10 protein-coding genes are annotated in these 11,647 nt (G+C 70.5%); 5 read left to right on the top strand and 5 right to left on the bottom strand.

Features of this window, described 5'->3' with window-relative positions; translation table 11 throughout:
• Window positions 1–60 precede the first annotated feature (60 nt).
• The 3 genes from OHB09_RS33240 to OHB09_RS33230 form a co-directional block, all read right to left on the bottom strand.
• Window positions 61–1,149: a recombinase family protein gene (locus OHB09_RS33240; protein WP_455363907.1), complete on the bottom strand. Its 1,089-nt coding sequence runs from the start codon at window positions 1,147–1,149 to the stop codon at window positions 61–63.
• A gap of 237 nt (window positions 1,150–1,386) precedes the next feature.
• A complete protein-coding gene (locus OHB09_RS33235) occupies window positions 1,387–2,121 on the bottom strand; it encodes an ABC-2 transporter permease (protein WP_328923097.1) in 735 nt (244 codons plus the stop codon).
• Between the two features lie 2 nt (window positions 2,122–2,123).
• Window positions 2,124–3,065, bottom strand: coding sequence for an ABC transporter ATP-binding protein (locus tag OHB09_RS33230; RefSeq protein WP_328923096.1), 942 nt, complete (start codon window positions 3,063–3,065; stop codon window positions 2,124–2,126).
• A 107-nt stretch (window positions 3,066–3,172) separates the two neighbouring features.
• Here OHB09_RS33230 and OHB09_RS33225 point away from each other — a divergent pair, with 107 nt between their 5' ends.
• Together OHB09_RS33225 and OHB09_RS33220 are read left to right on the top strand one after the other, a co-directional pair.
• Window positions 3,173–4,384 (top strand): sensor histidine kinase, encoded by a 1,212-nt coding sequence (locus OHB09_RS33225; protein WP_328923095.1) that lies wholly within the window; start codon window positions 3,173–3,175, stop codon window positions 4,382–4,384.
• Between the two features lie 18 nt (window positions 4,385–4,402).
• On the top strand, window positions 4,403–5,065 hold the full coding sequence (locus OHB09_RS33220; RefSeq protein ID WP_328923094.1) for a response regulator transcription factor: 663 nt from the start codon (window positions 4,403–4,405) through the stop codon (window positions 5,063–5,065).
• Between the two features lie 91 nt (window positions 5,066–5,156).
• Here the strand turns inward: OHB09_RS33220 and OHB09_RS33215 are convergent, their stop codons facing one another.
• Entirely contained in the window at window positions 5,157–8,303 is a 3,147-nt protein-coding gene (locus OHB09_RS33215) for a Tn3 family transposase (RefSeq protein WP_328923093.1), read from the bottom strand.
• A 211-nt stretch (window positions 8,304–8,514) separates the two neighbouring features.
• On the opposite strand from OHB09_RS33215, the gene OHB09_RS33210 reads away from it, so the two are divergent.
• The 3 genes from OHB09_RS33210 to OHB09_RS33200 all read left to right on the top strand — a co-directional run bounded on the left by OHB09_RS33210 (window position 8,515) and on the right by OHB09_RS33200 (window position 11,111).
• Window positions 8,515–9,339 (top strand): DUF4097 family beta strand repeat-containing protein, encoded by an 825-nt coding sequence (locus OHB09_RS33210; protein ID WP_328923182.1) that lies wholly within the window; start codon window positions 8,515–8,517, stop codon window positions 9,337–9,339.
• Between the two features lie 223 nt (window positions 9,340–9,562).
• Window positions 9,563–10,180 carry a ParA family protein gene (locus OHB09_RS33205; protein WP_328923181.1) on the top strand — a complete coding sequence of 206 codons (618 nt, stop codon included), beginning with the start codon at window positions 9,563–9,565 and terminating at the stop codon, window positions 10,178–10,180.
• A complete protein-coding gene (locus OHB09_RS33200) occupies window positions 10,173–11,111 on the top strand; it encodes a hypothetical protein (protein WP_328923180.1) in 939 nt (312 codons plus the stop codon). The genes OHB09_RS33205 and OHB09_RS33200 overlap by 8 nt, the downstream gene beginning before the upstream one ends.
• Before the next feature lie 54 nt (window positions 11,112–11,165).
• Here OHB09_RS33200 and OHB09_RS33195 read toward each other — a convergent pair whose 3' ends face one another.
• Window positions 11,166–11,510, bottom strand: a complete 345-nt coding sequence (locus OHB09_RS33195; protein ID WP_328923179.1) for a hypothetical protein — start codon at window positions 11,508–11,510, stop codon at window positions 11,166–11,168.
• Window positions 11,511–11,647 lie beyond the last annotated feature (137 nt).

Raw genomic sequence — 11,647 nt, 5'->3', positions numbered from 1 at the left:
CCGGGTGTGAGTAGTTGAGGTACAGGAAATCCCGGTGAGATTGATCTTGCTGGGATTCTCCTACTGGTCGCCGTTCCGGGCCTGTGCGAGCAGCTGGGCCACCAGGTCGTCGGATCCGCCTTCGGCCTGGCGGGCCAGGTCGTCCAGCACGGTGTCGCCGTCGAGGACCTGCGCTGTGAGCCGTTCCATCAGCGCCGGGTCGGTGCCGCTGCCGGGCCCGGTGATGCGGGCGCGGACCGGACGGCGCGGGCCGATGACCTGTGCATCGTCGGACCCGGCGGTTTCTTCGTCCTCGGCGAGCGCCCGGTACAGCGAGGCGACCGAGGGGTGCTTGCCCGCGTTCTTGCCGGTCTTGATGGTGAGCTTGCCCGCGATCTCGGGGACGGGGACGCCGCGGTCCCGCAGCGCGCGGGCGAACAGTAGCGAGTCGTCATCGATGACCTTGGGCCGTCCGCCGTGGTTGCCTTTGGCGGCCGCGGCCTGCTGTCCCTCCAGCGTCTTCTCTCGGATGTAGTTGCGGTCGAGCTGGGCGGCGACGGCGAGGACGGCGAAGAACATCGCGCCCATGCCGTTGGGGTCGTAGATGCCGGTGAGCGGGCCGGTGAGGAGTTCGAGCTGAACGCCGGCGTCCTGGAGCTGGCCGGAGAGAGTCATCAGCTCGGCGGCGTTGCGGGCCAGGCGCTTGAGTTCGTGGACGGTGAGGATGACCTCCTGGTCGGGGGCGGCCTCCTTGATGTCGTACGCCAGCTTGAGGGCCTTCTCCAGCTCGGGCCGGGTCTTGATGCGGGTGGAGATCTTCTCGGAGAAGATCCGCTTGCAGACCGGTTCAAGCGCGGCGAGCTGGGAGGCGAGTTCCTGCTGGGCGGTCGAGCAGCGGGCGTACCCGATCCGGATCGGCTTGGCCGCGGCGGCGGCCGGCAGGGCCGGGGCGGGCGGGCCCGCCTTCCACGGCCGCCCGGGGCCGCGGTCCTCCGGTACGAGTACCTCCAGCTCCTCACGGAGCGCGGGCACGAGGATGAAGCGTGCGGTGTGGTACTTCGTCGCGCACTTTCCGCTGCGGGTGCGGCATGGGCTCCCGGCCGGGGCATCACACTTCGGACAGTCGTTTCGTTCTACCGCGTTTGCGGCTTGATCGGGCGTCAGGTCCACCCGTGCAGTCTGTCAGAAACGTCTCGCACAACACGCAGGTTTTGAGAGGGGTTCTGCGAACGGCGACCTGCGGATTCGTGAGCGGTCCCGGGGTGTTCGCAGAACTCTCGCAACTGGTCATTTGTGAGAGCCGCTGCCTGCCATGTTCCCGCCCAGACGGCGAAGCCAGACCTGACCACCCGTGTGCTTATTCATGGCGCCGCCCCCGGCGCGGGGCGAGTGCCGGTTACCGCGTTGTCAGGCATCACGTCGGTGCACTGCCCACCAACCCGCCACGAGCGCGGCTGCCGCCCACAGCGCAGTCACGGCGAGACCTGTCCAAGCGCCAAGGCCTCCTGCCGGGTCCTGGTGGAGGACTTGTTGTCCGGCACGGTCGGGAAGATAGGAGGCGGCGCCCTCGGCGATGCCTCCGACCACGAAGGACACGATCAGGATGAAGGGGATGAGCAGGCTGAGTACAGCGACGGCGCTGCGCAGGAGGAAAGTGAGTCCCGTAGCAAACAAGGCCATCAGAGCGAGGTAGATCCCCCCGCCGATGCAGGCCCGCAAGGCTCCCGGCTCACCGAGGCCGATAGCGTACTTTCCTAGGAACGCCTGGCCCGCGAAGAAGGTGGCGAACGCGGTGGCGAGTCCCACGACGAGGGCGGCCGTGGCCACGATTGCCGTCTTGGCCGCGTAGAGGAGACCCCGGCGTGGCACCGCCGACAGGGAGATCCGAAGGGCACCGCCCGCGTATTCGGAGGATACGGCGGTGGCCCCGAAGGCGATCGCGGCGATCTGCGCGAAGTTGATCGCGTAGAAGGCTCCGAAGACGGGATCTTCGCCGCCTTCCGCCTCTGCGCGGCCTACAGTGGCGAACACGAGCAGGGTGATGGCCAGCGTGGCGGCGAAGACCGCGAGGAGTGATCCGAAGCTCGACCGGACTGACCTGATTTTGATCCACTCGGAGTGGAGTACCGCGGGGACAGACATGGTCAGGCCTCCTGTGGGGCGGTCGGGAACGCGGGGGCCTCGGCGGCGAATTCCGCCTCGGCGGCCGTGAGAGCGAGGTAGGCCTGCTCCAGGGAGGCACGTTCGTCGGTGAGTTCGAGGACGGGGATGCCCTCGCGGGCTGCGGCGGCTCCGATCTGTTCGGCTGTGGCGCCGTCGACGATCCATCGGCCGTCATCGTCTTCCGCGACCGTGTGTCCCTGGGCCAGCAGTGCAGCCCGAAGTCGGCTGGGGTCACTGGTGCGTACGCGTACGCGTGGGTGGCTGTGTTGTTCGATGAAGTCCTGTTTCGGGATGTCGGCGAGGAGTCGACCCTTGCCGAGGATGACGAGATGGTCGGCGAAAGCTGCGGTCTCGTTCATCAGGTGGCTGGAGACCAGGACCGTGCGGCCTTCGCGAGCGAGCTGGCGCAGCAAGTGGCGGATCCAGATGATCCCTTCTGGGTCGAGGCCGTTGGTGGGCTCGTCCAGCATGAGGACGGGTGGATCCCCGAGGAGTGCGGCGGCGATGCCGAGCCGCTGGCGCATGCCGAGCGAGAAGGTTCTGATACGGCGGTGTGCGACAGCGGTGAGACCGGTGTTCTGAAGGACGTCGTCCACGCGGCGTGCCGGGAGGCGGTTGCTGACGGCGAGGAAGCGCAGATGGTCCCGTGCGGTTCGGGAACCGTGGGCGGCCTGCGCGTCCAGTAGGGAGCCGACGGTGCGCAGGGGCTCGCGCAACGTCGCATAGGGGTGGCCGCCGACCGTGACGGTGCCGGAGGTGGGGCGGTCCAGGCCGAGGACGAGGCGCATGGTGGTGGACTTGCCGGCACCGTTAGGCCCGAGGAACCCGGTGACCCGGCCCGGTTCGATGCTGCACGTCAGACGGTCGACAGCCCGAATGCCGCGGTACTCCTTGGTGAGTTCTTTGACGTCGATGCTGGTCATGGCCTCAGCGTGGTCCGGCAAGCGTGGGCAGGCATCCCCCGCCCGGGGAGAGCGTCTCCCCCGCACGGGGGAGACGGCGGCCCCTTCTGCTCTGTCACGATGTCGGCATGCCGGGCTTCCTGCTGCCGCTGACACGTGCGGTGACCTATACGCGCTGGCTGCACATGCTGGTGGGTGCGATCGTGCCGTTCGCCTGCGCCATGGTCTATCCGGGGCTGAGCGACCCGTCACCGCACGACTGGTTGCTGGTCGCGGTCCTTCCCATCCCCCTGGCTCTGGCCGCTGGCATGGTGCCCTCGGTCCGTCATGCGGAGGGGCTGCAGGCGCGGCTGATGCTGTTTCCCGGGCCGCACGCCCGCGTGAGGAATGTCGAGGACCCTGGTGTCTCCACCGTTTTCTCCGCTTCGTGGACCGACCGGGCGAGAACCGGTGCCTGGCTGGTCCTGCGTCTGGAAGCAGGGCTCGCCCTCGCACTGGTGACCAACACCTTGCTGACACTCGCGCTGTCGCTTGCCGGGACGGCCGCCGGGGAGCCCGGCCTCGCCGACCCGCTGCCGTACATTTCGGGTGCGGGCTGGGTGTATGTCCTGCTGGCACCGGTGCCCGTGCTGGCGCTGGTCATGGTGGCCGCCGGGGCGGGGGCGCTCATGGCCCAAGCCGCTCGCCGACTGCTCGGGCCGTCGGTCAAGGAGCGGCTGGCCGAGTTGGAAAAGCGCACCGATCAGCTGCTGGAACGCAACGAAATTGCACGGGAGTTGCACGACACGCTCGGCCACGCGCTGACCTTGGCCGTGGTCCAGGCCGGTGCCGCCCGGGCGGCAGGCGACCCGGATTTCACCGACCGGGCGCTGGAGGCCATCGAGGAAACGGGACGGGCCGCGCTGGAGGACCTGGACCGCGTCCTGCTCCTACTGCGCGAGACAGGACAGCCAGCCGGCGCACGCCCGGCTCTCGACGAGGCGGGCCGTCTGCTGGATTCCGCGCGGTCCTCGGGTGCGCAGGTCGACGCCGAAGTGACCGGACCGTTGGAACACCTTCCGGGGCCGGTCTCCCGCGAGGCCTACCGGATGCTTCAGGAAGCCCTCACCAACGTGCTGCGGCACGCGGGCCCTGTCCGCATCGGCGTGCGCATCGCCGTCGAGGCAGCGCGGCTGCGGCTTGAGGTGCGCAATCCGTTGCCCGATCCGGCACCGGTGGCCGGCACGGGCGGTGACAGAGGACTGCGCGGGATCCGTGAACGTGCCGCTTTGCTCGGGGGCGAAGCCAAAGCGGGACAGCACGGCGACCACTGGCTGCTGCACGTCGATCTGCCGCTGTAGTTGATCTAGGCTGACCGGATGCCGCTCACCGTTCTCCTGGTCGACGATGAGCCGCTCGTACGGGCCGGGCTGCGCGCCGTGCTGGAGGCTCAGCCGGACATCGAAGTGGCGGGCGAGGCCGCCGACGGGGCCGCCGTGATCCCCTTGGTACGGCAACTGCGCCCCGCCGTCATCGTCATGGACGTACGCATGCCGCTGATGGACGGCATCGAGGCGACACGGACGGTGCTGCGCACCATAGCGGACCCGCCGAAGATCGTGGTGGTGACGACCTTCGAGAACGACGAGTACGTGTACGGGGCGCTGCGCGCGGGAGCCGACGGCTTCCTGCTCAAGCGGGCCCGGCCAGCCGAGATCGTGCACGCCGTACGGCTGGTGGCCGAGGGAGACTCCCTGCTGTTCCCAGCGGCGGTGCGGCAGCTGGCTTCCTCTTACAGCCGGGACCACGGCAATACCGCCGCCCGGACCGCCATGGAGCGTGCCGCACTGACCGAGCGCGAGGAGGAGGTGCTGCGTCTCATGGCGCAAGGCCTGTCGAACGCAGAGATCGCCGCACGCCTGGTGGTGGGGACCGAGACCGTGAAGTCGCACGTCAGCTCCGTACTGGCGAAACTTGGCGCACGGGACCGCACCCAGGCAGTCATCGCGGCATACGAGTCCGGCTTCGTCTCCCCGGGCTGAGGATCGGGCTGCGACCGGCGACTGTAACGTTCGTCGTCCTGCTCCGCGGGGCGGACGCCGATCGGTCTACTGACGCGTCCGGCCAGGCCTGTCAGTCCAGGCTGCCGTCGTCTTCCTCGTCCAGTTCGGGCGCGTCCGGGTCGCGCAGCGGGCGCAGACCCTGACCGGGGCCGCTGGCCTTGAAGTTGAACAGGTAGCGCCCCAGGAAGTTGATGTGCCGGTCCTTGAGCGGGGAGAGCCGGGCGATGTCCTCGTCCTTGATGTCGTGGCCCTCGGCGCGGAGCCGGGTGATGGCGGCGTCGAGATAGCGGGTGTTCCACAGGACCACGGCGTTGAGGACGAGACCCAGACTGGCCAGCTGGTCCTCCTGGCCCTCGCGGTATGCCTGGCGGATCTGGCCCCGGCCCCCGTGGCAGATGGCGCGGGCCAGGCGGTGACGGGACTCCTGCACGGTCAGCTGCCGGTTCATCAGCCGACGGTAGGTGTCATCGACCGGGTCGACCAGGGCGAGCAGGTGCATGGTCTTGTCGATGCGGCCGTACTCGGCGAACGCGGCGCCGAGCGGGGTGGGATGTCCCTCGCGGCCGAACATCCGCAGCAGGTCGTAGGCGCGGACCTGGTTGGTGATCAGCGATCCTGCGACGCGGAGCATGTCCGGCCAGTGTGTGGCGATCCGCTTGAGGTTGACCTTGTTGCAGGCCACAGCCTCCAGTGGCCCGTACCCGGCGGCCGGCATCTCACCATCGGGCAGGTCCGCGCGCCAGAACCGCTGGTCGGCCAGGTCTCGAAAGCGCGGAGCGAAGCGGAAGCCGAGCATCTTGTACAGCCCGAAGGCCATGTCGGAGTACGAAGCGTTGTCGGTCGCCACCATCTCCGGCCTCACTCCGCCGTCGAGGTTCAGCAGGGTGTCCAGCGTGTAGAGGCTGTCGCGCGGGGTGCCGCGCACGACCATCGCACCGATTCCGGCGACCTGATCGTTTACTGCGTTGAGCCAGGTCACGCCGCGTTTGTAGCCGTAGTACTTGGGTGAGGGGCCCGTGTTGATGCTCTTGACGGGGACGACGAAGCGCAGGCCGTCGACGGAGGCGAGCAGCCCGCCGCCCCACATCTGGGCCAGCTCGATGCGGGACTGGGCGGTGATGAGCGCGGCGTTCGCCGCGGCGATGGTGTCGGCGCGCACATAGTTCTGGTCGACGTGGGACAGGCGCGAGCGGGTCAGCGCCTTGTTCTCCGGGTCGATGACCGGAGTCAGGCCGATGTTGCAGCTCTCAGAGACCAGCAGGGCGACCAGGGAGACGAGCAAGCCCTCCATACGGGTGCGCCGGTCGGAGACGTGGCCGAAGGAGTCGAGGAAGCCGGTCCAGGAGTGGACCTCGAACAGCAGGTCCGGCAGGTCGATGCGGGGCAGCATGGCCTCGGTGGTGGTCTTCAGCCAGGTCAGCGACTCGGGTTCGCCCACCGCGCCGAGCTTGTCGACCGACAGTCGGGCACGGCCGCCGCCCTCGGGAACGACGATCTCCACCTTCGCGTCGGCGCCAGCCTCCTCCAGCCGGTCGGCCATCTGCCGCCACGCCGCATCGAGCCCGCGGGTGAGCTGGGCCAGGTGCTCGCCGGCGTCCTCGGTCAGAGACAGGCCCGCCAGCACATCCGTGCGCATCGCCTCCCACCGCGGGCCGTCCAGCAGCCGGGCGCGGGGGTCGGCCCACCGGTTCGAGGGGGCAGCGAACACGTCGCGGCGGTTCAGGGCGCGGTGCAGCTGCTCCAGCACGCACACCACGTACGCGTCGCGATCGACGGCTCCCTGCGGCAGGTTGGCGTTGGAGAACACCGCACGACGCCACACCGCCGGGACCAGCTCGGCGTCGACCTCGCGGGGCAGCAACGGCCGGTCCTTGACCCGGCGGCGCGAGAGCACGGGAAGACGGCGCACCGCCTTCAGGACGCGCCGCCCGGCCGGGGCCGCGCCCAGTGCCTCCGACTCGCCCAGCAGGGAGAGGAACGGGCGCACGGTGTTGTAGCGCAGGGCCAGCTTCTCGCGCATTGCCGCTTCAGCCGACCCGTCGTCCTCCGGCACCAGGGCCTCGACAGTCGCAACCGCCCCGGACACTGCCGTACGCGGCACGGCCTCCTCCACCGCCGCCCACAGCGCGGCCACGTCCAGGTCCGTCTCATGCTCGGCGACCAGGTCCAGCTCCTCGGTGAGGATCTTCGATGCCTTCGCCAGAATGCGCGCAGCCTTTTCCAACTGCGGCAGCATCGCGAGACGCTCGCGGTCCGAGGCCCGCCGCGCGGGACTGATCAGCCGGTTCGCCATCAGCACCGCGAACAGGTCCAGCGCGTCATCGACCGCCTGCGCCTCCAGCTGACGCACCACCGCCGTCAACAAGGCCGTGCGCCGCGGCTCCGGCGCCCGTTCGATCGTCTGCGCCTTGCTCAGCTGCCCGTACCGCGCCAGCGTGGACAAACGGTTCACCGGAACCCGGGAAAGGTTCACCCGGCCCAGCGCGAACGCGGAGATCTCCTCCACCCGCTGCATGGCCCGGACCATCGCAGTCCCCGTCGACTTCACCGGCGGCGTGCGCAACCGCTCCAACTCCGAGACCCGCTTGCCCTCCGGCACCGCCAGCAACGCAGCCAAGGCCGGCGCGAGCGCGGGATCGGCGCGGCCGGTGGCCCTGGCCACCGCCTGGTACAGGCGCCGCTCGGCCGCCGTGCGGGCCTCCGACACCTGCCGGGCCAGCACCGAGACGCCCGGCAGCAACACACGGTTCTTCCGCAGCCACGTCACCGCGTGATTGAACAGTGCCACCGGACCCTCGGCGTGCGTCCACGCCCGCCCGTACAGGAAGCCGCGGAACTCCCGGCCCCACCGCCGGTCGGTGAAGTCCCGGTACCTGAACCGCTCCTGGATCTGCGCCGCATGCTCGTACACCGTCGACCTGCGCTCCGGATACCGCTTCACGCACGAAGCATCCTCGATGCCGAGCTGCCCGGCCAGATACTCCACAGCCTCCCACGGCACGGCGAGGGGGTCCTCGCCCAGAAACCGGCCGATGTAGCGGACCGTGCAGATCTGCACCGCCATCCCCAGCCGGTGCGCGTCCGTACGCCGCAGCGCGATCAGATCACGGTCGTCATCATCGAGGAAGAAGAAGCGCTCCAGCTCCGGGCGCGTGGGCACCTCGGTGAACGTTCCGTACGCCTCGGCCTGCTCATCAGTCAGAAATTCCACCGGCACGAAGTGGACCGTAGCCAGCACCGACGCCCGCCCGGCCTCATTCCGTGAACCCCAGCGGAGCCGCCGATCGGTGTGCTAGCCGACCATGATCGTTCTCACCGGGATTTTCTGTACCTCAACTACTCACACCCGTGACCCGACCACTCCCACCCAACCCCGCCGGGCGGCGACGACACCGCCGCCCGGCACACAGAGAGAGGCACCAACCCCCATGACCGAGATCACCCGCCGCGACAACACCCCCGACCGCTCGTTCGCCCCGACCGACGGCTACACCGGCCCCGTCCTCGCGGACGTCACCTGCCCGACCGGCACCGTGCACGTCACCGTCGACCCGGCCGCCGAGGTCGCCGCCGTCCGCGTCCTCACGCAGGACGGCCCCGACAGCCCCGCCGCGCGAGCGGTCCGCGAGGCCACCATCACGCAGACCCGCGAGCGCCTGGTCGTCGTCGTGCCCAACGTCCCGCAGGGCGCGGGCGGGTTCGGGAACGTGTCGTTCTCCTCGTTCGGCGGCGGGTCGACGTACGTCAACGGCGTCCGCTTCGACGGCCCGGTGTCCGTCGTGAACGGCCGCGTGATCAGCGGCGGCGGCACGGTGCACATGTCCACCGGCATCGAGGTGCACATCACCGTGCCCGCCGGGTCCGGCGTCCGCTACCGGTCCGAGAACGGCAGTCTCCACACGTACGGCCCGGTCGCCGCCATCGAGGCGCAGACGAACAACGGCTCGGTCAAGGCCGAGCAGGTCGGCCGCCTCAAGGCCACCGCGAGCAACGGCTCGGTCAAGGCCGGCACCGTCACCGAGTGGCTCGACGCCGAGGCCGACAACGGCTCGGTCAAGGTCGAGGACTACGCCGGGTCCGCCTGCCGCGTCCGCGCGAGCAACGGCTCGGTCGCGCTCACCGTGGCGCCCGCCGCGTCCGGCCGCATCGAGGCCCGCGCGGGCAACGGCAGCATCAAGCTGTACGGCGTCCGCCACCGGTCCGACCTCGACCTCGACGCCACCGCCGGAAACGGCACCGTCCGCAAGTTCTGACCCCACCCGACCCGGCCGGGCGGCGACGACACCGCCGCCCGGCCGTCCCATGCCAGGAAGGACACCGACCACCATGACCAGCACCCGCCGCGCCGCCTACCCGGCCGCGTACGTCGCCGTCCGCGACTGACGCCCGCCACCCGGCGCAATACCAGGCCCGTCCCGGACCCCGGGGCGGGCCTCGCCATGTTCCCGGCCCGGCCGGGCCGCTACCGTGCCCGGCATGATTGTGCTGCTCGCCAACTACAAACCAGGCGTCGCCAAGACGACGTCCGCGGCCTACCTGCTCGCAGCGCTGCACGAACGCGGCGAGCAGGTCATCGGCGTCGACGCCGACCTCAGCCGAGGACTCCAGCGATGGGCCGACGCCGCAGAGTTCCCCATGCCGGTGCTGAGCATGGCGTCGCCGCAGCTCCATACGAACCTGCCGCCTCTGGTCCCGGCCGGGGCGCACGTCGTCATCGACGGCCCGCAGGCCGAGGACCATCCCGGCATCGTCGTCTCGGCCGCCCGGATCGCCGACGTCGTCCTCGTCCCGCTCGCGCCCTCGGCCGCCGAGCTCGAACGGACCCTCGTCATGCGGAAGCTGCTCGTCGACGACGTCTCTCCCCTGCGCCCCGACGGGGCGGTGCCGTTCCGTGCCCTGCTCAACCGCGTCGTTGCCAACGCGTCGAGTACCGGGCAGGTGCGCGAGGTGCTGCAAGGGGAAGGCTGGGACGTCTGCACGACGACGATCCCGCGCCGCGAGGAGTACGCAGGCGCATGGGGCAACCCCATCACGGCACGCGGCACCGCGTACGACGCGCTCGTCACCGAGCTCGGGATCGGCGCCCGTGGCTAAGCGTCCCAACCGGTTCGCCGCCGCCGCAGCATCCGGCGCCGTCCGTACGCAGGCCGACCGGCCGAACCTTCCGGCGAGGCCGGCGGACCCGGTCGACGCGGTGCGCGCCCTCGCCGAGCAGCTCCCCAAGCTCGACGAGGTCCGCGCCGTCGACGAGGCCGACGAGTCGCCGCTCACCCTCACCGAGCAGGCGCAGCGCGCGGCCGCCGAGAACACCATCACGACGGCGCAGGCCGCCGGTAAGGCGGCGGTATGGGTGATCGGCCGGGCCCTTGAGGTCATCGCCCGGGGCCGACTGCACCGCGACAGTGGCCTCACGCTTGAGGAGTACGTGAACGGTGCCCTCGGGATCTCCGCCCCGCACGCGCGACGGTGGCGAGCAGGGGCACCGGTCGCGGCCGCCATCGAGGCCACGCCCGCCGGCGAGCGGGTAGGGCCGCCGCCGGAAAGTCACGTCCGCGAGCTACCGGGCGACCCCGAGCTCGGCGCAGCGCTGTACGAGGCCGTCGTCGACGTCGCCGAGGCGGCGGGGGAGAAGGTGACGGCCCGGGTCATCGCGCACGCCCGCCGGCGCCTGCCTCGGGTGGTCCCGGCCGACCAGGTCGAGCGGGCCGCCGTCATGCGCACCGCCGCCCGCGAGGCCCTCGTCGAGGTCACCCCGAGCGCTCCAATTGGAGCGCTCGCCGTCGAGGACCAGGCCGACGGCGAGGACCAGGCGCAGCGCGAGCAGGCCCTCGCGCTCCCACTGCACGACGCCCTCGCCGAGGACGCGTTCGCCCTGTACGCCCGGCTCGGCTCGACCGAGCTCAAGGCCGAGGCTGCCGTCGACCCGGGCGCCGCCGAGGAGCGGCGGCGCCGCATCGTCGACACCCTCGGCCGCGCGCTGCACCGGGCGCGAGGGCTCGACGGCCGGGACCAGGACCAGGCGTAGGAACGGTGGTGGCCCCGCCGACGGATGCGTCGGCGGGGCCCTGGTGTGCACGGGTCAGACGGTCGCGGCTTGGGTGGCCAGACGTACGAACTCCTCGATCACAGGTTCGTCTGACTCGCCCGGCATGAACCGGTTCTCGACCACCGGCCCGCCCGGTTCCGAGTAGGACAGCAGCCAACCGGGGCCGTCATGAGTACCGGGTTCCGGGAGCGTCAGCCTGCCTTGCGCGCCGTGCTCGAACGCGAGCAGGAACGCGGGCTCGTCTTCCGGAATGGTGATGCGGGCCCGGACCTCACCGGGCATGACGACGTCGTACCAGAGGCGGCCGTCGTCCTCCAGCCGGTACTTGGTCCGGTATCCGCGCGGGCCTGCGGGCTGCGAGGTGTCGTTGTGCAGCATGTCGATCCCTCTGTGTGGTTGGGGGCCGCACAGGCTACGGGTGGTCTTTGATCAGTTTTGGCGGCCCCCTCGCGGGCTACTGTCGCTGTCGGGCAGGGCGACTGTCAGGTACGCCCGGACCCCGTCGCCGTCCCGCG

The organism is Streptomyces griseoaurantiacus (genome assembly GCF_036189845.1).
Taxonomy (GTDB): Bacteria; Actinomycetota; Actinomycetes; order Streptomycetales; family Streptomycetaceae; genus Streptomyces; species Streptomyces griseoaurantiacus.
The sequence above is the reverse complement of the archived record's forward strand: the minus strand, read 5'-3'. Positions and strand labels throughout refer to the sequence as shown.

Excerpts from the sequence above, each read along its gene's own strand:
- OHB09_RS33235 (WP_328923097.1), bottom strand. The coding sequence starts at position 2,121 with ATGTCTGTCCCCGCGGTACTCCACTCCGAGTGGATCAAAATCAGGTCA.
- OHB09_RS33230 (WP_328923096.1), bottom strand. The coding sequence starts at position 3,065 with ATGACCAGCATCGACGTCAAAGAACTCACCAAGGAGTACCGCGGCATT.
- OHB09_RS33225 (WP_328923095.1), top strand. The coding sequence starts at position 3,173 with ATGCCGGGCTTCCTGCTGCCGCTGACACGTGCGGTGACCTATACGCGC.
- OHB09_RS33220 (WP_328923094.1), top strand. The coding sequence starts at position 4,403 with ATGCCGCTCACCGTTCTCCTGGTCGACGATGAGCCGCTCGTACGGGCC.
- OHB09_RS33210 (WP_328923182.1), top strand. The coding sequence starts at position 8,515 with ATGACCGAGATCACCCGCCGCGACAACACCCCCGACCGCTCGTTCGCC.
- OHB09_RS33205 (WP_328923181.1), top strand. The coding sequence starts at position 9,563 with ATGATTGTGCTGCTCGCCAACTACAAACCAGGCGTCGCCAAGACGACG.
- OHB09_RS33195 (WP_328923179.1), bottom strand. The coding sequence starts at position 11,510 with ATGCTGCACAACGACACCTCGCAGCCCGCAGGCCCGCGCGGATACCGG.